The 25162-nt window shown below is 58.3% G+C and carries 21 protein-coding genes; 2 read left to right on the top strand and 19 right to left on the bottom strand.

The features are described from left to right. Nucleotides 1-52: 52 nt before the first annotated feature. Nucleotides 53-1426, bottom strand: coding sequence for an alanine/glycine:cation symporter family protein (locus K0I63_RS02160; protein WP_011864230.1), 1374 nt, complete (start codon nt 1424-1426; stop codon nt 53-55). A gap of 204 nt (nt 1427-1630) precedes the next feature. Next, nucleotides 1631-2053, bottom strand: a complete 423-nt coding sequence (locus tag K0I63_RS02155) for a helix-turn-helix domain-containing protein (RefSeq protein WP_220082377.1) — start codon at nt 2051-2053, stop codon at nt 1631-1633. Between the two features lie 77 nt (nt 2054-2130). Between K0I63_RS02155 and K0I63_RS02150 the strand changes: the two genes are divergently transcribed. Next, complete coding sequence (locus K0I63_RS02150) at nt 2131-2616, top strand: DUF2938 domain-containing protein (protein ID WP_220082376.1); 486 nt, start codon at nt 2131-2133, stop codon at nt 2614-2616. Between the two features lie 309 nt (nt 2617-2925). On the opposite strand, the gene arsJ is transcribed toward K0I63_RS02150, so the two are convergent. From arsJ to pmbA, 5 genes are all read right to left on the bottom strand, one after another. After that, nucleotides 2926-4155: an organoarsenical effux MFS transporter ArsJ gene (gene arsJ, locus K0I63_RS02145; RefSeq protein ID WP_220083358.1), complete on the bottom strand. Its 1230-nt coding sequence runs from the start codon at nt 4153-4155 to the stop codon at nt 2926-2928. Nucleotides 4156-4158: 3 nt separating this feature from the next. Further along, a complete protein-coding gene (locus tag K0I63_RS02140) occupies nt 4159-5169 on the bottom strand; it encodes an ArsJ-associated glyceraldehyde-3-phosphate dehydrogenase (RefSeq protein ID WP_220082375.1) in 1011 nt (336 codons plus the stop codon). Nucleotides 5170-5204: 35 nt separating this feature from the next. Beyond that, entirely contained in the window at nt 5205-6239 is a 1035-nt protein-coding gene (gene arsB, locus K0I63_RS02135; protein ID WP_220082374.1) for an ACR3 family arsenite efflux transporter, read from the bottom strand. A 4-nt stretch (nt 6240-6243) separates the two neighbouring features. After that, complete coding sequence (locus K0I63_RS02130) at nt 6244-6594, bottom strand: metalloregulator ArsR/SmtB family transcription factor (protein ID WP_434086785.1); 351 nt, start codon at nt 6592-6594, stop codon at nt 6244-6246. A gap of 165 nt (nt 6595-6759) precedes the next feature. Beyond that, nucleotides 6760-8100, bottom strand: coding sequence for a metalloprotease PmbA (pmbA, locus tag K0I63_RS02125; protein WP_220044053.1), 1341 nt, complete (start codon nt 8098-8100; stop codon nt 6760-6762). Between the two features lie 149 nt (nt 8101-8249). Between pmbA and yjgA the strand changes: the two genes are divergently transcribed. After that, complete coding sequence (yjgA, locus tag K0I63_RS02120; RefSeq protein WP_041406308.1) at nt 8250-8789, top strand: ribosome biogenesis factor YjgA; 540 nt, start codon at nt 8250-8252, stop codon at nt 8787-8789. Between the two features lie 36 nt (nt 8790-8825). Here yjgA and K0I63_RS02115 read toward each other — a convergent pair whose 3' ends face one another. The 12 genes from K0I63_RS02115 to K0I63_RS02060 form a co-directional block, all read right to left on the bottom strand. Further along, nucleotides 8826-9971 (bottom strand): ABC transporter permease, encoded by a 1146-nt coding sequence (locus tag K0I63_RS02115; protein ID WP_220082373.1) that lies wholly within the window; start codon nt 9969-9971, stop codon nt 8826-8828. After that, on the bottom strand, nt 9968-11140 hold the full coding sequence (locus K0I63_RS02110) for an ABC transporter permease (RefSeq protein ID WP_220082372.1): 1173 nt from the start codon (nt 11138-11140) through the stop codon (nt 9968-9970). Before K0I63_RS02110 ends, K0I63_RS02115 begins: the two co-directional genes overlap by 4 nt. 12 nt (nt 11141-11152) lie before the next feature. Then, nucleotides 11153-12124 (bottom strand): HlyD family secretion protein, encoded by a 972-nt coding sequence (locus K0I63_RS02105; RefSeq protein WP_220082371.1) that lies wholly within the window; start codon nt 12122-12124, stop codon nt 11153-11155. After that, complete coding sequence (locus K0I63_RS02100) at nt 12114-13517, bottom strand: TolC family protein (RefSeq protein ID WP_220082370.1); 1404 nt, start codon at nt 13515-13517, stop codon at nt 12114-12116. Before K0I63_RS02100 ends, K0I63_RS02105 begins: the two co-directional genes overlap by 11 nt. A 202-nt stretch (nt 13518-13719) precedes the next feature. Further along, the gene (tldD, locus tag K0I63_RS02095) at nt 13720-15168 is read right to left on the bottom strand and encodes a metalloprotease TldD (protein ID WP_220082369.1); all 1449 of its coding nucleotides are present in this window, start codon (nt 15166-15168) and stop codon (nt 13720-13722) included. A 38-nt stretch (nt 15169-15206) separates the two neighbouring features. After that, entirely contained in the window at nt 15207-16040 is an 834-nt protein-coding gene (locus K0I63_RS02090; RefSeq protein ID WP_220082368.1) for a carbon-nitrogen hydrolase family protein, read from the bottom strand. After that, a complete protein-coding gene (locus K0I63_RS02085; protein WP_220082367.1) occupies nt 15964-20286 on the bottom strand; it encodes a YhdP family protein in 4323 nt (1440 codons plus the stop codon). The genes K0I63_RS02090 and K0I63_RS02085 overlap by 77 nt, the downstream gene beginning before the upstream one ends. Beyond that, nucleotides 20286-21788, bottom strand: a complete 1503-nt coding sequence (gene rng, locus K0I63_RS02080; RefSeq protein WP_011864213.1) for a ribonuclease G — start codon at nt 21786-21788, stop codon at nt 20286-20288. The genes K0I63_RS02085 and rng overlap by 1 nt, the downstream gene beginning before the upstream one ends. A gap of 97 nt (nt 21789-21885) precedes the next feature. Continuing rightward, on the bottom strand, nt 21886-22473 hold the full coding sequence (locus tag K0I63_RS02075) for a Maf family protein (RefSeq protein WP_286670302.1): 588 nt from the start codon (nt 22471-22473) through the stop codon (nt 21886-21888). Between the two features lie 2 nt (nt 22474-22475). Continuing rightward, a complete protein-coding gene (gene mreD / locus K0I63_RS02070) occupies nt 22476-22964 on the bottom strand; it encodes a rod shape-determining protein MreD (protein WP_011864211.1) in 489 nt (162 codons plus the stop codon). Next, on the bottom strand, nt 22961-23842 hold the full coding sequence (mreC, locus tag K0I63_RS02065) for a rod shape-determining protein MreC (protein WP_220082365.1): 882 nt from the start codon (nt 23840-23842) through the stop codon (nt 22961-22963). The genes mreD and mreC overlap by 4 nt, the downstream gene beginning before the upstream one ends. A gap of 134 nt (nt 23843-23976) precedes the next feature. Next, nucleotides 23977-25026: a rod shape-determining protein gene (locus tag K0I63_RS02060; RefSeq protein WP_011864209.1), complete on the bottom strand. Its 1050-nt coding sequence runs from the start codon at nt 25024-25026 to the stop codon at nt 23977-23979. Nucleotides 25027-25162 lie beyond the last annotated feature (136 nt).

Here is a 25162-nt window from a genome sequence, read left to right as displayed (position 1 = left end):
AAAAAAAAGCGCCCTTGTGGGCGCTTCTTCAATTCAACAAACACAGGTCGGCTTAGCTGCTGGCTTCTGCTTCCTGCTGACGCTTCTTGATGAAGTATTCGCGGGTCAAGCCGAAGACCACAGGGCTGAGCAGCGACAGGGCGATCAGGTTTGGTATCGCCATCATGGCGTTCAGGGTATCGGCCAGTAGCCAGATGAAGTCGAGCGAGCTGACGGCCCCTAGGGGAACAACAATGACCCAGATGGCTCTGAAGGGTTTTACCGCGCGCACACCAAACAGGTACTGCACACACTTCTCGCTATAGACGCTCCAACCCAGGATGGTGGTGAAAGCGAAGATAGAGAGGGCGATGGCCACGATATAGTTACCCATAGGCAGGGCGTGAGAGAAGGCGTAGGAGGTCAGCGCCGCGCCATTCTCACCCGATGTCCAGGCACCGGAAACGACGATCGCCAGACCGGTAATGGTACACACCACCAAGGTATCGATGAAGGTACCCAGCATAGCCACCAGGCCCTGAGCCACAGGGTTGTTGGTCTGCGCCGCCGCGTGGGCAATAGGCGCACTACCTAGACCCGCCTCGTTAGAGAAGACGCCGCGGGCCACACCGAAGCGCACCGCCGCCCACACTGCCGCCCCGGCAAAACCGCCCTGGGCCGCCACAGGATTGAAGGCGCTGTGAACGATAAGAGCGATAGCATCTGGGATAGCTGCGGCATTAACCACTATCACAGACAGGCCGGCGGCAATATAGAATACCGTCATCAAGGGCACCAGCTTACCCGCCACATCGGCGATACGCTTGATACCGCCCATCAGCACGGCGCCCACCAGCACCATGAGCACCAGACCCGTCACCCAGGTTGGCACGCCGAAGTTACTGTTAAGGGCATCGGCTACAGAGTTGGCCTGTACCGTGTTGCCAATACCGAAACCGGCAAAGGATCCAAACAGGGCGAAGGCGGTGCCCAGCCAGGCCCACTTGCTGCCCAGACCATTCTTGATGTAGTACATTGGGCCGCCGATATGGTTGCCGTTATCATCCACTTCACGGTATTTCACCGCCAGCACGGCCTCGGAAAACTTAGTAGCCATACCCACCAGGGCGGTACACCACATCCAGAACAGGGCGCCTGGGCCACCGATAAAGATGGCGGTCGCCACCCCTGCGATGTTACCCGTACCTATGGTGGCCGACAGCGAGGTCATCAGGGCGTTGAAGGGGCTGATCTCCCCCTTCATCTGCTTATCCTTGTCGGGAATACGTCCGGACCAGAGCAGCTTAAAGCCGGTACCCAGCTTGAGGATCGGCATCAACCGCAAGCCAAAGGAGAGAAAGAGTCCCACGCCTAAGATCATCACGAGCATGGGAGTACCCCATACGAACCCGTTGATCGTACTGACAAATTCAGTAATACCTTCCATTCAAACCTCGTCGTTTTTATCGTTATTTTGGTGATCTACGCCACGCTCTGTTGATTGCATCCCAGAGTACAACGAAAAGCGTTCAAAATGAAAGCAGCGATTGTTAACAAATTGAAACAAAGAGAGATGTTAGCCGAAGCGACGAGCCTCACGCCGAAGAATAAGGCGCAAGGGATGTTCAGGGCGTTAGACGCAAGCGAGCCGCTAACGCCTTGGCAGAGAAGGCTTATCCTGCAGGTCAAATGCACCGGCGGCAGCGGCCTTCATCAGACGGCGAAACTTGGGGCATTCCATATGACTGGGCGCGTTGCAGTTGGCGGCGTGTCTCAAACCGTCACGCATCGCCTGCATCCTCAAGATGGTGCGCTCCAGCTCGTCGGCCCGGCGCAGCAGCAGCTCTCTATCTATGAGGGGATCGCCGCCTGTAGCTAGCATGCTGCCAATCTCATCGAGGGACAATCCCGCCGAGCGGCCAAGGGCGATTAACGCCAAACGCTCTAGCACCTCGACGCCAAATTGGCGACGAATGCCATGACGTCCCAGCGAGCGGATCAGCCCCCGCTCTTCGTAATAACGCAGGGTCGACGCCGGTACGCCCGAACGCTTGGCGACCTGTGAAATATCCATATCCTTCCCTTGACCTCAAGTCGACTTGAAGTTGTAAGCTAACAATATCAACGGCTTCACACAACAAAGGAATGAATATGTCTCCCCTTATCGACTGCCTCCTCATCGGCCTGGGCGCCACCCTCATCATGGATTTTTGGGGCCTGCTGCGTCACCCCCTGCTGGGTATGCCCCGGCCAAGCTATTATCTGGTGGGCCGCTGGCTGGGCCACATGCCTAAGGGGCAATTTCGTCACCAAGCGATAGCAAAGGCCGCCCCCGTCCCGGGTGAGACCCTCATAGGTTGGCTGGCCCACTATCTTATCGGCGTCAGCTTTGCCGCCCTCTTGCTGCTCGTCGCTGGATCGGAATGGTTCACCAGCCCAAGCCTGACCCCCGCCCTCGCGGTGGGCCTAGTCACTGTGCTCGCCCCCTTCTTGCTGATGCAACCCGGTATGGGCGCAGGCATCGCCGCCTCACGTCTGCCCAACCCGGGCCAGGCACGACTACACAGCCTGATCACCCACAGCATATTCGGTCTTGGCCTCTATCTCTCGGCCCTCGGCCTAAGATGGCTAAACTGAGACGGAATACCATGAATTGAAGGGGACTATGGGGAGAAACGACAACCTCAGGTATTGAACCCACAATGATTCAAATGCCATCAAATCGAAGAGAGTAAATTAACGAGTGTAGATGCTGCTGCGGACGTCGATGGCAGGGATGCCATCGTCGAGCCTCCACGGAAGGATTTACGGCGTGTAGCAGCTGTATCTACGCAAAAGCGAGCCGCAGGCTATCGATAAACTAGATGATTAAATTTTCAAATACCTTTCAACAAAGCTAAGTCAAATTCAGTCTGCCCCCCTAAATGCCCGGCCTTCATGCCAAGGCTAGCGCCTAGGCAGTCCCACGCTTATCACAGCCGTCAATCCGAGCAACCCAGTAGAGATCCACAGGCAAGCCCCCAGCCCATAGGCCTGATAGACCCAGCCCGAGAGGATCGTCCCCAGCAGACGCCCCATGGCATTGGCCATGTAGTAGAAGCCCACATCCAGGGAGACGCCATCGTCGCTGGCATAGCTGACAATCAGGTAACTGTGCAGGGAGGAGTTGACCGCAAACACGGCGCCAAACAGCATCAGGCCAACCAGCAACACACCAAGATTGAACTCGGGCACCTGTGCTGCCAACTCACCACTCATCAAATAGGCGATCAGCGCAGGGATTAACGTCAGGGCACCTGCCCACCACATGGCGCTGCGCCCGTCGGGCACCTGGCCACTGGCCTTGCCCGTGACTCTGGGCGCCAGACTCTGCACCGCGCCATAGCCGATGATCCACAGCGCCAGGAAGCCGCCCACCTGATAGTGATCCCAGCCAAACTGGCTGGCGAGATAGACAGGCAGGGCCACTACAAACCAGACATCGCGGGCGGCAAACAGGCACATGCGAGCCGCCGAGAGTATGTTGATCGCCCGGCTCTTGGAAAACAGCTCGGTAAACTTAGGCTTGTTCTTGGCCTTGCCGAGATCTTGCTTGAGCTTGATGATGCTCAGCAGCCAGACAATAGCCAGAAGCGCCGCCATCAGACCGATCGCCCCCTTGAAGCCCAGCAGCGCCAACAGGGCGCCGCCGAGGAAGAAGCCCGCCCCTTTGAGGGCATTCTTAGAGCCAGTCAGCACGGCGATATACTTGTACAGCCTGCCCTCTTCCCCCTTGGCCACCAGCATCTTCACACTGCTCTTGGCACTCATCTTGTTGAGATCTTTAGCGATCCCCGATAGCGCCTGGGCCGCCATCACCCAAGGCACGACAAGCCAGCTACTGGGCACCAAGAGCATGGTCAAGGCCACCACCTGCAACCCGAGACCGATATTCATGGTGCGATTGAGCCCGAGGCGCGCCCCCAGATAGCCGCCCACCAGGTTGGTCACCACGCCGAAGATCTCGTAGAAGAGGAACAGCATGGCGATGGACAGCGGCGAGTAGCCTAGCTGATGAAAATGCAGTACTACCAGCATGCGCAGGGCGCCGTCGGTAAGGGTGAAGGCCCAGTAGTTGCCGGTTACCAGCAGATACTGACGCATCTCGCTCGGCAGGGCACGCAGGCTGGCGAGCATCATTTAGGCCTTATCCATGCGGCCGACCATACGCGCCAACTCGGCGGTGCGGTTGGCATAGCCCCACTCGTTGTCGTACCAGACATAGAGCTTGAGCTGAGTGCCGTTGATCACCATGGTCGACAGGGCATCGACTATGCTGGAGCGGGGATCTGTCTTGTAATCCACAGAGACCAGCGGGCGCTCCTCGTAGCCGAGAATATCTTTCAGCTCACCTGCGGCGGCCGCCTTAAACAGGGCGTTGACCTCCTGCTCGGTCACAGGGCGCTGCATCTCGAACACACAGTCTGTGATGGAGGCGTTGGCCAGCGGCACACGCACCGCATGGCCGTTTAACTTGCCTTTCAGCTCGGGGAAGATATGGGTGATGGCGGTGGCCGAGCCCGTGGTGGTCGGGATCAGCGACTGACCGCAGGCGCGGGCCCGGCGCAGATCCTTATGGGGCGCATCGAGAATGGTCTGGGTATTGGTGATGTCGTGAATGGTGGTCATGGAGCCGTGCTTGATACCTATCTGCTCATGCAGCACCTTCACCACAGGCGCCAGACAGTTGGTGGTGCAGGAGGCCGCCGTGACGATAGGATGTTTATCCTTGTCATACAGCTGATGGTTAACGCCCATGACGATGTTGAGTACGCCTTCCTCTTTCACCGGTGCGGTCACCACCACGCGCTTCACGCCTTGATCCAGATAGGCCTGCAGCAGCGCCTTAGACTTCATCACCCCAGAGGCCTCGATCACCAGGTCACAGCCCGACCAGTCGGTGTCGCCGATGGCGCGGTTGGCACTGGTGGTGATGCGCTTGTCACCTATGATGATCTGCTCGCACTCGGCGACGGCATCATGGCTCCATCGACCGTGGATAGAGTCGAAGGTCAGCAGATGCGCCAGGGTGGCGGCATCGCCCGCCGGGTCGTTTATCTGCACAAACTCGATATCGTCCCACTCCCAGGCGGCGCGCAGCGCCAGGCGTCCCATGCGGCCAAAGCCGTTAATTCCCACTTTGATTGTCATCTTATCGTCCTATTCGTTAGATTCGCGGTAACCGCCTAGGCCTTGCCCAGACCGCGCAGGTAATTGGTTTTGTCCCGATTGACGAAGGCCACCAGGGAGAGCATCACAGGCACCTCCACCAGCACACCGACCACGGTCGCCAGGGCTGCCCCCGAGTGCAGACCAAACAGGGAGATGGCCACGGCCACCGCCAGTTCGAAGAAATTAGAGGTGGCTATCATGCAGGCGGGCGCCGCCACATCCTGCTCCAGCCTCATCCGCTTGGCCGCCAGATAGGCGATGAAGAAGATGCCGTAGGTCTGCAGCAGCAAGGGGATGGCAATCAGCAAGATGTTTTGCGGCTGAGCCAAAATGGTGTTGGCCTGCAGGCCAAACAGCAGCACCACGGTCGCCAGCAGGCCCAGGATAGACCAGGGCTTGAGGCGGGCGACGAAGGCCTCGACACCCGAGGTATGACCCTTTTTATTCAATACCTTGCGCGTCGCAATACCCGCCACCAGGGGCAGTACCACGTAGAGCACTACAGAGATCAGCAGGGTCTGCCAGGGCACCTGAATATCACTCACCCCAAGCAGGAAGGCGCAGATGGGGGCGAAGGCGAACACCATGATGATGTCGTTCACCGACACCTGTACTAAGGTGTAGTTAGGGTTACCCCTGGTGAGCTGACTCCAGACAAACACCATGGCGGTACAGGGCGCGACGCCCAGTAAGATCATGCCGGCGATATACTCGCTGGCGGTCTGGGGGTCTACCCAGGAGGCAAACAGTACACGAAAGAAGAGCCAGCCCAGCAGCGCCATGGTAAAAGGCTTGATCAGCCAGTTCACCACCAAGGTCAGCAGCAGCCCCTTAGGGCGCTTGCCCACATCCTTTACCGCCGAGAAGTCGATCTGCACCATCATGGGATAGATCATCACCCAGATCAGCACAGCGATCAGCAGATTGACGCTGGCGTACTCGAACGAGGCGATCAGGGCAAACTGCTGCGGCAGCAGATAACCTAGGCCGACGCCGGCGACTATGGCCAGCCCCACCCAGACACTCAGATAACGCTCAAATAATCCCATGGCTTTATCCCTTACAGCAGACTTGCACCCGCTCGGGGCGCTGACCCATCTCGGCCAACCTGGCCTGGGCCTGACTCAACAGCTGAGGGTTGCCCGCCAGCGTCTTTTGGATCACCTCGCCCGCCCAGTCCGGCAGCTCAGGATTGATGCGGTAGAATACCCACTGACCCTGGCGGCGATCGCTCAGCAGCTCCGCCTTGCGCAGCTGCGCCAGATGACGCGAGACCTTTGGCTGACTCTCGTCCAGCGCCACCATCAACTCGCACACACACAGCTCGCCCTCGGCCTGGATCAGCAGCAGGCTCAGCAGACGGGTCTCATCGGACAGGGCTTTAAAGATTGCAACAGCCATCAACAGCTCCTCAAATAAATATATGGCTAAGCATATATATGGTTATCCATATATACAAGTCGTGACTGCCACATTTTTGCCCTGGCAGATTAGTTTAACGCACAAAAAAGCGAGCCATCGGGCTCGCTTTAAGGTCGCTAAAAATTTCAGGCTAATCAGGCCCTAGGATTAGTTACCGGCTATCTTCATCTCGTCGAGCAAAATGGCGCCGGTGCGGATAGAGGAGCGCAGGTCCTGCTCCTTACCTACGGCCACCATGTTGCGATACATCTCCTTGAGATTGCCGGCAATGGTGATCTCTTCCACCGGATAGAGGATCTCGCCATTCTCCACATAGAATCCGGCGGCGCCGCGAGAATAGTCGCCGGTCACGCCATTCACGCCCTGACCCATCACCTCGGTGACGATAAGGCCTGTGCCCATCTGCTTCACCAGCTCATCGAAGGTCTGTCCGGTATGGGACAACGTCCAGTTATAGATGCCACCGGCATGGCCTGTGTTAGTCAGCCCTAACTTGCGCGCCGAATAACTGGTCAGCAGGTAAGTCGAGAGTATGCCGCTGTCGATGATGTTGCGATCGACTGTCGCCACCCCTTCGCTGTCATACCAGGCACTGGCCAGTGCCCCCTTAAGGTGCGGCTGCTCGGCGATGGTGAACCACTCGGGGAAGATCTGGGTGTCTATGGCATCGAGCAAAAAGCTCGACTTGCGATACAGGCTACTGCCGCTGATGGCGCCTACCAGGTGGCCCATGAGGCCGGTGGCCACATCGGGTGCGAACAGAATCGGCAGCTTAGTGGTGGCAATCTTACGCGCGCCCAGACGACTCAAGGTCTTCTTGGCTGCCTGCTGGCCCACGGCCTCAGGCGTCCACAGGTCATCGAATCGGCGGGCGACGGTATAGTCGTAGTCACGCTGCATATGGCCATCTTGCTCGCCGATCACCACACAGCTCAGGCTGTAGCGTGAGCTGACGTAACCGTTGAGGAAACCATGGCTGTTACCATACACCTTGGCACCCGTATGGGCGTTGGCGCTGGCACCGTCGGAGTTTTTAATGCGGGCATCGGCATCTAGGGCCGCAGTTTCGGCGCGGGCCGCTAGGGCTTCGAGCTCTGCGGGCGTAGTCTCGTGGGGATAGTAGAGTTCGAGATCGTCGATCTGCTTAGCCATCAGCTCGGCATCGGCCAGGCCGTTGAATGGGTCTTCCGAGGTGAAGCGAGCGATATCGTCGGCGGCCTTCACGGCGCGGCGAATCGCCTCAGGGCTCAGATCTGAGGTCGACGAGCTCCCCTTGCAGCCATCTCGAAACAGGGTGATCCCCAGCGCACCATCTTTATTAAACTCAACGGTCTCAACCTCTTTCAAGCGCGTCGAGACAGAGAGTCCCTGTTGCTTGCTGATGGCCACTTCGGCCCCCGAGGTGCCCAACTTGGCGGCATATTCCAATGCCATAGACACGGCGTCTTTCAATGAATTCAATTCGGTTTCGATGCTTGGAGAAGCCACAGATCTACTCTTTTGTTATCAATCGTGGCCGTAGCATAGCAAACCCGTCGGGCTTTCACATTAAATAACTGAGTCGTTTCGTAGGCGATATTGGCCGGAAATGTTATGATTAGGGGAGTTATGGCTTGGACCCCAGAGATTTTTTAATGATGAATATTGTTGGCGACTCAGAACACTTTAAACAGCCCTTCGATCATGACGATGATTACGTCAGCAGAGCCGATATAAAGCGCGAAATTGCCATTTACCAAGAGCTAGGTAAGAAACTGGTCTCCCTCAGCAAGAGTCAGCTGAAGAAGCTTGAGCTGGATGAGCTGCTACACGACAACATCTTGAAGGCCAAGACTATCCGTATCAACAGCGAGGCTCACCGTCGCCAGCTGCACTATGTGGGTAAACTGATGCGCAGCGTCGATATCGACGAACTGCAGGAAAACCTGAAGAACGTGCTTAACCAGAACCGCAACGAAAGCTCTAAGCAGAACGTCGCGGAGAAGCAGAAAGATCATCTGCTGACAGGTGGTGATGAGGCGATTCAGACTCTGCTCGAGCAGCATCCCGGCCTTGAGCGCCAGAAGCTGCGTCAGCTGGTGAGACAGGCCAACAAGGAGCTGGCTAAACAGCCTGAGACGGCCTCTAAGTCAGCGGCCGAGCTGGTGAAGTACCTGCGCGCCGAGACCGGCGAATAGCCACCAGCCAAAAACGAAAGATGAAACAGCCCGCCACTAGTGCGGGCTTTTTCTTGTCTCGAGTCTGAGTCGCAGCCCGAGATAGGCCAACAGTAGATAGAAGAGCACCAGGCCCCACAGCTGCCACCATAGCGGCGCGACGCTCTGCCAGTCCGCCCCCATCTGATTAAGCTGTAACATCCCCTTGATGGTCACCACCCCGGGGATCAGCTGAGACACGGCCTGCAGCGGCGCAGGGATCAGCTCCACCGGCCAGACGAAACCCGACACAAACAGTATGGGCATGGAGATCAGCAGTAGCACCTGGGTCGGCAGATCCCGGCGCACAAACAGGCTGCTAAAGGCGATACCCGCCAGGCTAGTGGCCAGCAAGAAGGGCAGCAGAAACAGACAGACCAGCCCCAGGTTGCCCTGCACGCCCACCTGATACCAGTAGTGGCAGTAGCCTATGTAGTAGGCGGTAAACAGGCTATAGATGAGGCCGAAGGTGGCCACCCTGGCGCTCAGCAGCTGCCCGAGCCCCACGCTGTGCCAATACCCCTGACGCCGCCACTGATCGGCGCCCAGTATGCCAGTGCCGATCAGCAGGGTCTGATGCAGCACCAACAGGAGCACACCGGGCACCACGTAGGAGGTATAGCCCAGGCTGGGGTTGAAGGCTGGCACGCTGTTGAGCTTAATCGGCTCAAGCTCGCGCTGAACCTGCTTGGCCGCCTCGCCTCTGGCCAGCAGACCCTGGAACTGAATATATTTACCCGCATCTATCCCCACAGACACCAGCCCCTCGAGGATCGCCGAGTAGACCAGAAAATAGTTGGCATCGCCGCCATAGGCCAGAGTGACGCCGCGCTGGCGCAGCAGATCCCGGCGAAACCCCTCGGGGATCACCAGATAGCCATGGGCCTGCCCCGAGTTGACGGCGGCCTGTGCCTGGGTCAGGTCATCCACCTGAGCCACTACCTCCAGCTTAGGGCTGGCCTGGGCATGTCGGATCACCAGGCGACTCAGGCTGGAGTGATCGCCATCGACCACCACTATCTGCTGCCGGGTCGGCACCTCGTTAAGATAAGGCAAGGGATAGAGTACCGAATAGAAGATCACCCCGCCAAACAGGGTGATGGCGATCGCCTTGTCGGTAACGATAGCCTTAAGCTCTTCAAACATCAGGGCAAAAAAGTTCATCCCTGTCCCTCCGTTATCTGCGTTTGGCCCAGCTGCACGCCAATCTGTTCCCGGCGCATCTTAGCCAGCATCAAGGCGATCACCGGCAGCAACAGCAGGAAGCCCCAGTAGCTCGACAGCTGGGAGACTAATGCCTGAGTCTCCTGACCATAGGCGATGACGCCGATATGGGTATTGACATAGTGGCTCGAGGGCATGATCTGTCGCCACCACTGCGCCAGAAGCGGCATCTCGTGGGTGGGGAAAGTCACCCCCATGAAGGCGAAGGAGGGCGCGAACAAGGCGGTGCAAAAGCTGATCACCCGGGCCGAATCTTGCAGCAGGGCGAAGATGGTCAACACAATAAGCCACACAGCCAGGAGCATCACCAGCTGGGCGATGAGCAGCTGACCCAGGCCGCCGCGCATCGGCAATCCCAGATAGCCATAGAGCCAGGCGTAGACAAGCCCCAGCTGCAACATCAGCAGTGGGGTATAGACCAAGACCTTACTCAGCAGCACCCGGTAGGTGCCTAGGCTAAACCACTCGGCCAGGGTCTCGCGCCTCAGCTCCTCGGTAAGGGCATTGGCAAACACCAGCATGGCCACTATCTGCACCAGGGCGATCAATATCGGCGGCACCAGGAAGGCCACATAGTTGTTGTTGGCGTTATAGAGTGCGCTACTCTGGGTCTTTATCAGATTCAGGTTGATCTCCGCCTGCACCGGCGGCACGCCAGATACCAGCTGCTTCAGCCGCGCCTTCTGTTTGAGACCATCGGCCAGGCTGAGCTGGATCTGGCTGGAGAGCAGCTTGCCCACCAGCAGAAACTGGGCGTTGTAGCGAATATCGATACTGGGCTGATGCCCTATCATCAGGTCCTGATTCAGCTTGAAGGGGAGCACCACCATGGCATAGGCCTCGGCCCTCTCCATGGAGGCCTGTGCCTGGCCGATATCCTGATAGCTCACTGGGCTGATCACCGAGTTGGCACTCAACTGACGCACCAGCATGCGGCTCAGCTGGCTCTGATCCTGATCCACCACGGCCACAGGCAGGGCGCGAGGCAGCCCGGCGCTAAACAGCCACCAGAGGGCGAGCGTGCCCAGCAAGGGCAGATAGCTGACCAGGGCGAGCTGCCAGGGCGACTGCCACAGCCGCCTGAGTTCCCGCGTGATGAGTTGCCCCATGGATGCCAAGGCCTATTGCACCAACAGGCTGGTCATGCCCACCCTCAGGTCGGCGATGGGCGACACGGGTCTGAGCTCCATTTCGAAGGTGCGCATATCGAAGTCGTGGCCACTCTCGGTGGAGCGCCAGGTAGCGAAATGGCCCATGACGCTGATGTGCGCCACCTTGAAGGGGTAACGCTCGCCGAGCGCCGGGATCTCCACCTCCAGGGTATCGCCCACCTTAAAGCCCTTAAGCTGATCTTCACGCACCTGAAACACGGCCCAGACATCTTGCATGTCGATAACGCTCACCACAGGGAAGCCGCTAGGCGCCAGCTCGCCAGGGTGCAGTAGCACCTCGCTGACCTCGCCGGACTTGGGCGAGCGCATCTGGCTGTCGGCCAAAATGGCGCTGACCTCTTTGACCGCCCCCTCGGCCATGCGGGCATTACCCTCGGCCGCAGCCTTGGTCTCTTCGCGAGCGCCCTCTTCGGCCATCTGATACATGGCATAGGCCGCCTGCTGGGTGTATTTGGCCGCCTGCCACTGGGTAAAGGCCTCGTCGCGTTTCTGACGGGCCAACACCCCTTCGCTAAACAGGGCTTCTACCCTCTGGTAGGTGGTCTCGGCCAGGGTTGCTGCCGCCTTCGCCTTTAGCCATTGCTCCTTAGAAGCCGCTACCTGCTGCTTGCGGGCGCCGTTATCCGCCTCCTGTTGCAACGCCTTGGCGGCGTCGCGGCCCCCTTGGGCCTGCATCAGCTTGGCATTGAGCTCAGGGCTGTCGATGGCAAACAGGAGATCGCCTTCGGCCACCTGGTCGCCACGGCGCACCATGACCTGCGCCACACGCCCTGGCACCTTAGAGGAGATGTTGTACTCTCTGGCCTCGATCTGCCCCTGCAGTCGCTCGGCCTTGGGCGTATGAGCCAGCATCAAGCCGTAGGCCAGGATGGCCACCAAGGCGATTAGGGCGACAATGGCTAGGATTCTGTTAGTGCGCATCAGCTCTCTCCTGGGCGGTGCGTGAACGACCGATAAATTCATCTAACTGGCCACTGATGGCCATCAATCTGGCGTAGGCCTGTACGTAGCGATACTGGGCCGCCAACTGCTGGGTCTGCACGCCGCTCAGCTTAAGCTCGGCGTCCACCTTCTCGATAGAGGTCGACAGCCCCTGGCTGAAGGCGAGATCCCTTAGGCGTTTGTTTTCTTTGGCAAGCGACAGCGACAGGTCGAGAGACTCTGTCTCCTCTCTGGCCTGCTGCAGTTGGCGATAGCTCTGATCCAGCAGCAGGCTGAGATCCTGCTGGGTCTGCGCCTTGGTGTAGCGCGCCTGCAACAGGGCGCTGCGGGCGGCCTCGACCTTGCCGCTACGACCGTCGCGGCTGATAAGCGGGATCTTCACCCCGACGCCGACCATCCAGTCGGGCTCCATCTTGGCCAGCAGGCTATCGTCTTCATATAGTGTGTAGTTACCGTAGAGAAAGACGCTAGGGTAATAACTGCCCTTCTCCACATCGATAAGGCCGTTGGCCTGGGTCTCCTTGGCCTCCAGCAACTTGAGGGCAGGATGGCTAGTCAGGGTCAGCTGACTGAGCTGGCCGAGGGAGGGCGGGTTATCGAGCAGAAACAGCTTAGAGGCGGTATCGACATCGCTCTGATGCAGCATGCGTGACAGGGCTATCTGGCTCATCTCCAGCTGACGCTTGGCGCTGGCATAATCCACCCGGGCATTTTCCAGGGCCACCTGGGCATTGAGTCGCTCCACCTTGGCGATCTGTCCCTGCTGCTCAAGCTTGACCGCATGCTCGGCGTGCTCAGTCAGGGCATCCACCAGCTGGCCACGGGTCGCCATCAGGGCATGGCTCACGGCCACGCCATAGTATCTATCCACCAGCTGGACGAAGAGATCCCGGGTAGACAGCTGATGCTGCTGCTCCTTCTCAGCCACCTGGGCCTCATGGATCCCTTGGGCGGCGCTGATACGGCCGCCGGTATAGATGGGCCACATCGCCTGCAGGCTGGAACGGAAGACATCCTGCTCGGTAAAAGGGGTGATAAACAGCGACCCCGGAATGGCGCCCAGGGCACCGCCGAGTGCCGGTGGCAGGCTGGCGGGGTCGAGACTGGCTAAGGGGTTGAGATCCCTCAGATCAAGCTCCAGGGGTTTCTCTAAACGTGTATAGCTGCCGTTGATCGACAGCGAAGGCAGGTTGAGGTCCTCCCCGGCGGCCTTTTCGGCCTGGGCACGGTTAACCTCCTGCTGGCTGGCCTGCAACTTGTCGCTAACCTGCAACAGCTGCTGCCAGGCATCGCCGAAGGCGAGTTCCTTCGCCTGGACGGTATTACCCACCAGGGCTAACAGCGACAGCCAAACAATATGTGAATATCTCATCGACACCTCTAGAGCTAAAACTCTATTTCCTTGGCAAATGTTAACACCCTATGGGGGCGTTGAGAAGCAAGCCTTGTTGGCAAGCCGCTTCACAAGCTGTCGACAGCCTTCCTTAAACTCTCTCTTGCAACCACTCCTGTATCCACTCCGGCAGGGCGGTTCGCCTCTAGCGGCTCGGCCAGAGACGAGGCCCACGGCTGAATTACGCCGTGCCGCCTACCGTCAAGCGGTCGAGTTTCAGACTAGGCTGGCCCACACCCACGGGCACACTTTGACCATCTTTGCCACAGACACCGACACCCTTATCGAGCGCCAGATCGTTACCCACCATGGAGATCTGCCCCATGGCCTCGGGACCATTACCTATCAGGGTCGCACCCTTGATCGCCTGGGTGATCTCGCCCTTCTCGATGAGATAGGCTTCAGACGCCGAGAACACAAACTTGCCCGAGGTGATATCGACCTGACCGCCACCGAAGTTAGGCGCGTAGATCCCCTTGTCCACCGACTTGATGATATCTTCAGGCGAGCTTTCGCCAGCTTCCATATAGGTGTTGGTCATGCGCGGCATCGGCAGATGGGCATAAGACTCGCGGCGACCATTACCGGTTGAAGCCTGGCCCATCAGACGACCATTGAGCTTGTCTTGCATATAGCCCTTGAGGATGCCGTCCTGGATAAGCACAGTCTTCTGGGTCGGAACCCCTTCATCGTCTATGCTGAGCGAGCCGCGGCGATTTTCCAAGGTGCCATCGTCCACCACAGTCACCAGGCTAGAAGCCACCTGTTGGCCCACCAAGCCGCTAAAGGCGCTGCTACCCTTACGATTGAAGTCGCCTTCCAGGCCATGACCCACGGCCTCATGCAGCAGGACGCCGGGCCAACCCGCGCCCAGTACCACAGGCATCTCACCGGCAGGCGCATCTATGGCGGTCAGATTGACCGAGGCCTGACGCACGGCTTCGCGGGCGAAGGCGAAACAGCTAGGCAGACCATCGTCGCCCGACTCGAAAAACACTTGATAATCATGGCGTCCACCGCCACCGCTGGCGCCGCGCTCACGCTTGCCTTCCTGCTCCAGCACCACGCTACAGTTGAAACGTACCAGGGGGCGAATATCTGCCGCCAGGGTACCGTCGCTGGCCGCGACTAAGATCTCTTCATGCACGCCCGACAGGCTGATCACCACCTGTATGATGCGCGGGTCCAGGCTGCGCACATAGGCGTCGGCCTGCTTGAGCAGCTCAATCTTCTTCACCTCTTCCATGGCGGCGATAGGGTCGGCGCTCTGATACAGAGGCGTCACCTTCTGCAGCTTCCAGGCATGGACACGGCCGCTATTGCCCGCCGCAGAGATGCCGCGTGCCGCCTCGACCGCCGCGCTCAGCGCCGCAGGGGTGATCTCGTCGGCATAGGCAAAGCCCGTCTTCTCGCCGCTGATGGCACGTACGCCCACACCACGCTCGATATGGAAGCTGCCTTCCTTGACTATGCCATCTTCTAACACCCAAGACTCGTGGCGACTGCCCTGAAAATAGAGATCGGAAAAGTCCACCTGATGCTGATGAATGCTATTGATATAGCCTTGCAACTGATCCAGCGACAATCCGTCTTGCAAGAGGCTCTGTTCTACTTGGGTTAAAAATGGCATTAATTTTCTCTCTTTGGCGCCTGCATGAAGACGCGATTTTATAATCTCTTTAATTTGGGTGGCTCGAAACGATTGTGCTCGACCACAGGGATGTTGCGGCGTATCCCCTCTATAGCCTTAAGGTCTATCTCTGCCGACAACCAGCCGCAGCCTTCGGGCTTGATCGCCTTCACCTCTCCCCAGGGATCTATGACGCAGGAGTGTCCCCATGTCTCACGTTTACCCTGGTTGTGCTCGCCCCACTGGGCCGCCGCCAACAGGAAACACTGGGTCTCAATCGCCCTCGCCTGCAGCAGGGGCAGCCAGTGCGCCCGCCCGGTCACACGGGTAAAGGCCGCCGGCAAGACGATGATCTCCGCCCCCTGCAGGCGCATGGCGCGAAACAGATCGGCAAACCTGATGTCATAGCATATCGCCATCCCGACCTTACCGAAAGGCGTATCGACAACGCTTACCGCCTCACCGGGGCAAAAGGTGTCACTCTCCCGGTAAGACTTAGTGCCATCGTCTACATCCACGTCGAACAGATGCAGCTTGTCATAGTGCCCTAAGGTCTCGCCGCTATCGTTAAACAGGTAGCTGCGGCTAAACACCCGCCCCTCATCGGCCAGGATAGGAATGGTGCCCGCCACCAGATAGATACCATATTGTTTCGCCAGCGCGGCCAGGGTCTGCTTGAGTTCGCTGTCGGCATCATTGCCGGCATAGGCCAGCTGTTGACGCTCATGGCCACCAAACAGCAGGCAGCACTCGGGCAGCACCACCAGATGGGGGCGCTCGCCACCGACCAGGGCATCAAGCTGCTCGCGAATAAAGCTGAGGTTCTCCTCGACGTCGCGACCACTCTGACATTGTAATAGGCTGACCTGCATCGCTTGACTCCTTGTTCACTGGCTTTTCCTGTGATTCTTGCGGTTGCGGCGTCTCAGTTTTTTGCTCCACTGGCGCCTGCTGCCCTGTGGGCATCTCCTTAAATTCTGGCATGGCGACGACCGCTGGCTTAGGGATCTCAACGCCAGATGGCATCACCTGCTGATCCGTCCCCCCTGCTGGCAGTGAGTCTGCCCCAAGCTGCGCCGGATTCTGTTCTTGTTGCTGCTCTTGTTTTAGTTGCGCAGGCTGTTTGCTTTCTGGCAGTTCGCTCTCGGACTGTTTATTTTCGGGCTTAGCTTCTGCGCCAGGCGCTTGTTGACGCGGCAGGACAGACTCGGGGATCTCTATCTCCTTGCTCTTACGCTCCAGCTCCTCCAGCTTAGGCTCAGACATGGTGCCCGTCAGCCTGAAGCGGATCTCGGAGATCACCTCGATCACCGGCTCCAATACTTTGGTCAGGGCGAAGGCGCCCAGGCCCAGGGTCCAACCGCCGGTACTGAGCAGCACCACGGTGGGCACGCTTGAGGCCAGTTGCGGCACGAAGCGTATGTCGTAGTTCAGGCTCTCGGTAGTGAGGTCGGTATAGCCCCGCACCCTCATGTTACCGGCCACCGCATCCATCTCGGAGTCAGTGGTCTTGACCACGCCGTTATCCAGCTTAAGGGTGCCGGTAAAGGCGTTAAAGTAGAGTCCCTTGCCGAAGACATCGGAGAAATCCAGCGAGAGCTTACGCAGCAATGAGTCCAGGCTGAACAGGGAGAAGATGCGCGCGCCCTTGTCACTCACCTCAGACAGGTGGCCCTTGCCCAGCTTGTAACTGATCTGGCCGTTGAGGGTCTCCAGCGAGAAGGCATAGGGCGCCCCCTGCCATGACAGCTCGGCCTGCAGATCCAGCGGCGCCTCCTTGAGACCAGGGTCTATGCCCAGACGCTCTGAGACCTCATCGAACTGCTTGGCCTTAAGATCCACCTGAAACTCGGTCAGGTTCTGCCCGTCACTGTTGGACCAGGCGCCCTTACCCTTGAGGGTGATCCCCGGGGTCGTGATGGCGATGGTCTGGATCTGATAGTCGCCATTCTTAGGCGTCGCCTGCAACACCAGGTGGCCCAGCGGCTTGCCATAGACGCTGAACTGATCCACATCCACCGCTAGCGGCGGCAGTATGCTGAGCACCTCATCGCTGGCAACCTCAGAGGCTTCGCCCTCCTTGCTCTCAGGCGCAAAGTTGAAACGGCTCGCCACCAGCTTTAAGCCCTGGGTCGACCAGTCTGGGTAGAAGTCCACCCGGCCGCTAAATTCGTTGGCGTTGCCCTCGAAGCGCCAGCCATGTTCTGTGGGACGCGCCTCTAGATTCAGCTCAGTCAGCGGCTGCCCATAGAGATCTAGCTGGCGTACCTGACCATCGACCGCGATCAGCGGCGGGAAGAAGCTGCTCTTCTTAGGCTCGACTTCTGTCTGCACCAATGGCGATTCAGGCGCCTGCTCAGCTAATGCTTCCCGCATGGCCAGGTCCAGTGAGGATTCCAGTGCGGCGTCGCCCATAAATCCCTTGATGATTGGTAGCCAGGGGGCAAATTCGGTAGCAGGCATATCCAGCTGCAGATGACCAGCCTGACGCTTGAGTTGGTCGCCCGGCTTAAACAGGCGTCCCAGCAGCAGGTCGAAGTGCGCCAGATGGTCGCCCGACTCCTCGTCGAATCCCCCCCAGAACTCCATCTGATCCCCAAGCTTGGCCCCTAACGAGGCCTGCTTGTTGTCACCGATCAGCTCGAAGGAGAGGGCTCGCTGGCTGTCCGCCGTCTTGGCAAACTTGCCCGGCAGGCTGAGCTCGACGCCCTGCATGTCACTCTTCACCTGAGCCTGAATACGATACCCCAGCTCATCGAAGATCAGCGTCATGGCGCCCTGCCAATCCAGCTCGCCGCTGTAGTAATCCTTGAGCGGGTTGTCCAACATCGCCGGTAGCGAGGCCAGCGCCCACTGCCCCTGCATATCCAGGTTCAGGCCATAGTGCTTGTTAGTCTTGCCTGTGTCGAAGGTGAAACTCACGGGTTGCTCGAACAGACGCGCCTGTATCTTCTCGCCTGTGACCACCTCGTTGGCAAAGTAGACCTCGCCGGTCACCCCATCTAGCTGGACCCCGGGCTCGCTGATATAGACAGGGGTATTGTCGAACTTCACCTGTCCCAGTATCGCCTCTTTACCACCATGATAGAGGGGGATGCTGAGATCCAGCTTGCCCGAAACCTCACCCTGCACCTGCACCACCTCTAGCGTGGCCCCGACCGTATCGGCCAGGGGTGAGCGTTGCAGCACCTGTTTGGCGGCCTCGCCCTGAGTGCGCAGATCCGCCTTCACCGTCAGCAGCGTCTGATGGCTCATGCGCGGGATGGCCACATGGGCGCCGTCGGCCGGCACCTGCATCAACATCCCCTTATTCACCCAGATATCCATGGCCGCGTTCTCAAACAGGGCATTTAGGCTCAGGTCGGTCACCTCGGGCCAATCGGGCTGGAACCTGTAGCGGGCCTGATTCAATGAGAAACCGGCCTGGAACACACCGCTGTTGTCGTCATAGGGGAAATGCTTCAGTGGGCCGTTCCACACCACCTTGGCGTCCTGGCTCTGCCCCGCCTTGATGGCGCCGCTGAGGTAATCGACCAGAGATTCGGACATGGCATGCTTAGGGAAATAGTACTTGGCCCTGGCGGCGTTCTTCACCTGCACATCGGCCAGCAGGTTGAGGCTGGCCTCACCGGCAAAGCCGAGTTTCATGGCCGCATCGAGATCCAGGTCGGCATTATAGAAATGCAGCTTAGGGGCGATCAGCGCCGACTCGCCCAGGGCATATTTCACCGTGAAGGCGTCACCCGCGAGGGACAATGCTTCCTCGAAACCACCGTTAAAATCCAAGTAATACTGCTGCTCGGGCGCAGACAGATAGAGGTCACTGCCCTGCATGCCGAGCATAAGGTCGATCGGTTCAACCCCAGGGATGGCGCCGCTGCCTTGCCAGGCAAACTGCTTGAGCTGCGCCGACATGGCAAAGCCCTGCTGCTCGCCGTAACCCAGCTTGAGCTGCTCTATGCTGCCCTTGGGATCCATCGACTGCCACAGGTAGAGGCCATCGAGATCCATGCCGGGTACCAGGGGCAACAGAGGCAACAAGACCTCAGCATCGAGTTGATTGATACTGGCCATCAACATATCGTCACGCTTGCGCGCGCCGATATGCAGCGCCGGCCAGGCCTGACCATTGGTGACGAAGGCCAGGTCTGAGCTGGTCAGTTGCCAGCCAGAGACCTGTGGCTGCCAGTTAAGCTGGCCAGCCTTAATTTCAAATTTTTGCTGCTCACCCTTGAGTTGCCACTGTAGCCAGCTTGGCTCGAAGGCGACCGTCGCCGCGGTAAAGGCGCGGTTAGAGAACTCCGCCCAGGCCTGCAGGTTCACCACCCCCTCGAGCGGCAGCTTCTTGCCCGAGGCATAAGGATTTTCCTGGCGCGATGCCCACTCACCGAGATCCAGCGAGTTGGCCGCCAGATAGAGCTGACCTGTCAAGGACTCTGGGCTATGGCCATCGCCATGAATATCGACGGAGAGAGAGAGACGCTCGACCTCAGAGGCCTGCTCGTCGAGGAACAGCGCGCCCTCGGCTCTGTGGCGACCCGCCAGGTTGCGCCAGCGCAGATCCCTGATATGGATAGGTCGGTATTTGTGAGAGCTGCTGATCAGCTGCATGGTCACATCTGTGATGGCAAAGCGGTCGAACTGCTCCAGCATCAGGGCATAGAGCCAATCGGTATTCTGCTCTGCCACTGGCGCATCGCTGCTCTGCTGACCTTTACCCGCTTGACTGATACGGTCGAGATCCAGGGCGATCTTGACCCCTTCGAAGATCACATTCTCTATTTGCGGCGACGCCGAGACCAGGCTGTCCCAGAAATCCAACTTGAGGTGGACATTGTCTATGATGAAGGTGACCGGCAAGTTTTCCTGCACCGGCAAGACCAGATTCTTAATGGTCACCGCAGGGCCGAACGCCTGCCACTCGGCGGTAAGCTCGCTGACCTCGACCTTGACCTGATACTGCTCATAGATATAGCTCACCAGCTCCTGACGGACCTGATCCAGCTTAGGTAGCAGGCCTCTGAACAGGCTGACGCTCAAGGCAAAAAGCACCACTATGATGGCGATCATCTGCCAGCATAGGCGGCCGAAGGTGCGAGGACAGAATGGGCGTGACACTACATTATCACCACATCGAATTTGTTTTGCGCATACATGGGCTCGTTTTGCAGGCGAACATGCTTGCCGATATAGGCGCCGAGTTCAGCCACCAGATGACTCTCCTCGCCGGTGAGGCTGTTGTAGACAGTCGGGGCACAGTAAACCAGGAACTCGTCGGCATCATAGCCGCGATTGAGGCGGATAATCTCGCGGAAGATCTCGTAAGAAACCGTCTCGACCGTCTTCAGGCTACCCGTGCCGAAACAGGCGGGACACTCGCCGCACAGCACATGCTCCAGGCTCTCGCGGGTACGTTTACGGGTCATCTCCACCAGCCCAAGACCCGAGAAGCCGCTGACATTTGTCTTCACCCTGTCGTTGGCAAGCGCTGCCTCTAAAGTGCTGAGCACACGCTTCTTATGGTCTTCGTTCAACATGTCGATGAAATCGATAATGATGATCCCCCCCAGATTGCGCAGGCGCAATTGGCGAGCGATGGCGTGAGTCGCCTCCAGGTTGGTGTTGAATATGGTCTCTTCCAGGTTGCGATGGCCGACGAAGGCGCCTGTATTGATATCCACAGTCGTCATGGCCTCGGTCTGATCTATGATCAGGTAACCGCCAGACTTAAGTTCTACCTTGCGCCCCAAGGCGCGCTGCACCTCGTTCTCCACATCATAGAGATCGAAGATGGGCACCCGGCCGGAATAGTGTTCTATCTTGTCGGCGATCTCTGGCATAAACTCCTGGGTAAACTGCAGCAGCTCCTCGTAGGTCTGGCCCGAATCCACCTGGATCTGATCCAGCTCGGTACCGACGAAGTCACGTACTATACGCACTGGCAGGGCGAGATCTTGATATAGCAGAGAGACGCCCGGACGCTTGCGACGCTCGCAAACCTTGGCCCAGACCCGGCGCAGGAAGGCCGCGTCTTGGATCAGCTCCTGCTCACCGGCATTCTCGGCGGCGGTACGAATGATGAAACCACCATCTTCATCCACAAAGGGCTCGGTCAGCCCCTTAAGACGGGCACGCACCTCTTCGGACTCGATGCGCTGCGATACGCCCACATGGCTGGAGCCCGGCATGAAGACCAGATAGCGTGAGGGCAAGGTGATATCAGTGGTGAGGCGCGCACCCTTGGTGCCCAGGGGATCTTTTACCACCTGTACCATGATGTCCTGACCCTGGCGCACCAGCTCGGCGATGTCACGAACCACGAAGTTGCCCTTCTCGACGTCGGCCACACACTCGGTATGGGGCACGATATCAGAGGCATGGAGGAAGGCGGCCTTGTCCAAGCCAATATCCACGAAGGCGGCCTGCATGCCAGGCAATACCCGGCTGACCTTACCCTTGTAGATGTTGCCCACCAGGCCACGCTTCATGCGGCGCTCGATATGCACCTCTTGCAAGATGCCATATTCCACCAGCGCCACCCGCGCCTCGGTAGGCGTCACATTGATCAATAGCTCAGAACCTATCTTCTTCTGTACTCTGTTTTTGACTATGTGACTCATGTTTACTCACTCAAATATGATTAATGCATTAACGGCCTAAGGACCGTTAATTTTAGAACAACTTAGACCTAAATGGCTCAATCTATTGGGTAAAACGCTAAGCGGATAACAGCTTAATCTCGGCCAGCAGGGCCCGGGTTTCCACCAAGGGTAGTCCTACCACCGCCGAATAGCTGCCGTCGATGGCCTCGACGAAGCAGCCGCCTAAGCCCTGAATGCCATAGGCGCCGGCCTTATCCATGGGCTCGCCGGTGGCGATATAGGCCAAGATAGCCTGTTCAGTTAGGCCGCAAAATTGCACTTTAGTTTCAACTAATCGAGACAGGGTTCGCTCACCGTCGGTGACCGCTACCGCCGTCATCACGCTATGGCGCTTGCCCGACAGCGCGCTAAGCATCTGCCTGGCGTCTTGTTCATCCTTAGGCTTACCTAAGATTTCGCCGTCCAATACCACTATAGTATCTGAGCCCAGCACCACGGCGCCCGCCTGTCCCCATAGCGCCAGACCAGCTTGCGCCTTCTCGATCGCCAGACGCACAACGAACTCGTCGGCACTTTCCCCGGCCCTATGGCTCTCGTCGATGTCGGCGGATAGCGCCTCGAAAGCAAATTCGGAGTCGCCAAGACCCACTTGAGCCAGTAGCTCGCGACGACGGGGAGAGGAAGAGGCTAATACCAGTTGCATCATTATCTCACTTTATAAATACGGCGAATGCGTCTCAGCATCCAAAATACCCAAGGCCAGATGATCAGGCTCGACAGGGCCGGCAGGAACAGGCTGACATCGAAGCTCGCCACGTTCACCACAAACTGTACCCAGAACACCAGCAGATGGTGCAGGCACACTAGGCTGGCCACCATCAGGGCCTGTTGCCACATGGGGAAGTTACGCAGGCGCTGAAAATGTAGCACCACCACATAGATCACCAGCGACATGGAGAGCGCGCGTATGCCAAGGTGGGCCCCCAGCAGGATATCCAGTAAGACGCCCAGCACCCAGGCCGAAAGGATGTTGTAGCGGTGCGGCAGCGCCATCGCCCAGTAGATCATTACCAGCAGCAGCCAGTCGGGGCGCCAGCCCTCTACTAGGCCTGGCAGCGGCATGATCTGAAATAACATGGCCAGCAGGAAGCTTAACCAGACCACCCAACGACCGTGGGGAATATGCATGCTCATGGCGTCTCCTCCGCTTGCGGCTGGGCATCAGGCTCAGCTTCGACCGGCTCGGCTTGCTCGCTCTGATTGCCATCTGGCCAGATCAACAGCAGGTAACGGATACGGTCCAGTGCCGCCAAAGGCTGGGCCGTGACAGTGGCATAGCTCTGGCCATCGTCGCGCTCGACCGTCATGATGCGCGCAACCGGGTAGCCTTCGGGAAAGCGTTTACCCAGACCCGAGGAGACCAGGAGATCGCCAACCCTAAGGTCTGTACTCTTAGCCACGTGACGCAGCTCGAGCTCGTCGAGCTCGCCAATCCCCTGGGCCACCAGGCGCACATCGTTACGGGTCACCCGCACCGGGATGGCGTGGGTCACGTCTGAAATCAACAGCACCCGGCTGGTCAGCTCGCTGATCTCCACCACCTGACCGACGACGCCATGGGCGTCCACCACGGGCTGACCCACGAAGACGCCACTGCGGGCACCATGGTTGAGCACCACATAGTGACGAAAGGGATCGCTGGCCACTTCCATCACCTCGGCCACCATCTTCTTGGAGTCCATGTGTACTGGAGAGCCCAGCAGGGCGCGCAGACGATCGTTTTCCTGTCTCAGGTGCTCGAAGCGTTGCAGACGTTCGCTCATCAGGAGTTGCTGCCGCAGCAGCTGCTTGTTCTGCTTAGCCAGCATGTTACGGGTGGCGATACTCTCGGCGGACCAATCCAGGATGGCGCCGGGGATGTTAGCCACGTATTGCAGTGGGCTGAGCACAGAGGAGATAGATTGGCGCACCGGTTCCAGCCTATCGTTGGCCACCAGTAAGATCACCGACAAAACGATTGCCAATGTGAGCCTGAATTGATTCGAAATACCGCGGGCAAAAATAGGTTTCATAAAACACTTAAGGCAGCGAACCCGGTACCCACTTTCTACCCATTCACCTTGTGGTGTCTGGGCGGCGAGCCATCATTTACTATGCCTCGCCAGGGGTGTAACCAGAGTCTTGCTGCCTATTTTCTTGAGCCGAATTAGTTTTCGTCAGAGAAGAGATCGCCGCCATGCATGTCGATCATCTCTAATGCCTTACCACCACCACGGGCCACACAGGTCAGCGGATCGTCGGCCACCATCACAGGGATGCCGGTCTCTTGCATCAACAGACGGTCGAGGTCACGCAGCAGTGCGCCACCGCCAGTCAGTACCATGCCGCGCTCAGAGATATCCGAGGCCAGTTCTGGTGGAGACTGTTCCAGCGCCACCATCACGGCACTAACGATGCCAGAGAGTGGCTCTTGCAGCGCCTCTAAGATCTCGTTGCTGTTCAGGGTAAAGCTACGTGGTACCCCTTCGGCCAGATTGCGACCGCGCACTTCGATCTCCAGCACTTCGTCACCCGGATAGGCGGTACCTATGGTGTGCTTGATACGCTCGGCCGTGGCCTCACCGATCAGGCTGCCATAGTTGCGACGCACATAGTTGATGATGGCATCGTCAAACTTATCGCCACCGATACGCACAGAAGAAGAATAAACCACGCCGTTTAGTGAGATGATGGCCACCTCGGTAGTACCACCACCGATATCCACCACCATAGAACCTGTTGCTTCCGACACAGGCAGACCGGCACCGATAGCGGCCGCCATTGGCTCTTCGATCAGATAAACTTCGCGAGCACCTGCGCCCATGGCCGATTCACGAATCGCACGACGCTCAACCTGAGTGGCTCCCACTGGCACACACACCAAGACGCGTGGGCTTGGACGGAATACGCTGTTGTTGTGTACCTGTTTGATGAAGTGCTGCAGCATCTTCTCGGTCACATAGAAGTCGGCGATCACACCGTCTTTCATTGGACGGATGGCTTGAATGTTGCCCGGCGTACGACCCAGCATCTGCTTAGCTTCCGTTCCCACGGCGGCAACCGATTTTTGGCCGCCGCTGCCGCGTTCGCCCCGAATTGCAACAACCGAAGGCTCATTTAACACTATGCCCTCTTCGCGAACGTAAATTAAGGTGTTAGCCGTACCCAAATCGATCGAAAGATCGTTAGAAAAAATGCCACGCAGCTTCTTGAACATGTAACCAGCCTGTCTCAGTGGAGTCGGAAAAATAAAAATCAGGTAACTTTATCAATGCCCCCCGCATTCCACAAGGATATTATGCTGATCCTTAGATAAATATCTGTTCATCATTGGGGCTTGTGTCAGCCTAAGT

Source organism: Shewanella rhizosphaerae, assembly GCF_019457655.1.
Classification (GTDB): domain Bacteria; phylum Pseudomonadota; class Gammaproteobacteria; order Enterobacterales; family Shewanellaceae; genus Shewanella; species Shewanella loihica.
This window is presented reverse-complemented; position numbering and strand designations above follow the sequence as displayed.

Coding starts and splice junctions, on each gene's coding strand:
- K0I63_RS02115 (WP_220082373.1), bottom strand. CDS start 9,971: ATGAACTTTTTTGCCCTGATGTTTGAAGAGCTTAAGGCTATCGTTACC.
- K0I63_RS02140 (WP_220082375.1), bottom strand. CDS start 5,169: ATGACAATCAAAGTGGGAATTAACGGCTTTGGCCGCATGGGACGCCTG.
- mreD (WP_011864211.1), bottom strand. CDS start 22,964: ATGAGCATGCATATTCCCCACGGTCGTTGGGTGGTCTGGTTAAGCTTC.
- tldD (WP_220082369.1), bottom strand. CDS start 15,168: ATGCCATTTTTAACCCAAGTAGAACAGAGCCTCTTGCAAGACGGATTG.
- K0I63_RS02105 (WP_220082371.1), bottom strand. CDS start 12,124: ATGCGCACTAACAGAATCCTAGCCATTGTCGCCCTAATCGCCTTGGTG.
- yjgA (WP_041406308.1), top strand. CDS start 8,250: ATGAATATTGTTGGCGACTCAGAACACTTTAAACAGCCCTTCGATCAT.
- K0I63_RS02150 (WP_220082376.1), top strand. CDS start 2,131: ATGTCTCCCCTTATCGACTGCCTCCTCATCGGCCTGGGCGCCACCCTC.
- K0I63_RS02075 (WP_286670302.1), bottom strand. CDS start 22,473: ATGCAACTGGTATTAGCCTCTTCCTCTCCCCGTCGTCGCGAGCTACTG.
- rng (WP_011864213.1), bottom strand. CDS start 21,788: ATGAGTCACATAGTCAAAAACAGAGTACAGAAGAAGATAGGTTCTGAG.
- arsJ (WP_220083358.1), bottom strand. CDS start 4,155: ATGCTCGCCAGCCTGCGTGCCCTGCCGAGCGAGATGCGTCAGTATCTG.
- K0I63_RS02155 (WP_220082377.1), bottom strand. CDS start 2,053: ATGGATATTTCACAGGTCGCCAAGCGTTCGGGCGTACCGGCGTCGACC.
- mreC (WP_220082365.1), bottom strand. CDS start 23,842: ATGAAACCTATTTTTGCCCGCGGTATTTCGAATCAATTCAGGCTCACA.
- K0I63_RS02090 (WP_220082368.1), bottom strand. CDS start 16,040: ATGCAGGTCAGCCTATTACAATGTCAGAGTGGTCGCGACGTCGAGGAG.
- K0I63_RS02060 (WP_011864209.1), bottom strand. CDS start 25,026: ATGTTCAAGAAGCTGCGTGGCATTTTTTCTAACGATCTTTCGATCGAT.
- K0I63_RS02110 (WP_220082372.1), bottom strand. CDS start 11,140: ATGGGGCAACTCATCACGCGGGAACTCAGGCGGCTGTGGCAGTCGCCC.
- K0I63_RS02160 (WP_011864230.1), bottom strand. CDS start 1,426: ATGGAAGGTATTACTGAATTTGTCAGTACGATCAACGGGTTCGTATGG.
- K0I63_RS02100 (WP_220082370.1), bottom strand. CDS start 13,517: ATGAGATATTCACATATTGTTTGGCTGTCGCTGTTAGCCCTGGTGGGT.
- arsB (WP_220082374.1), bottom strand. CDS start 6,239: ATGGGATTATTTGAGCGTTATCTGAGTGTCTGGGTGGGGCTGGCCATA.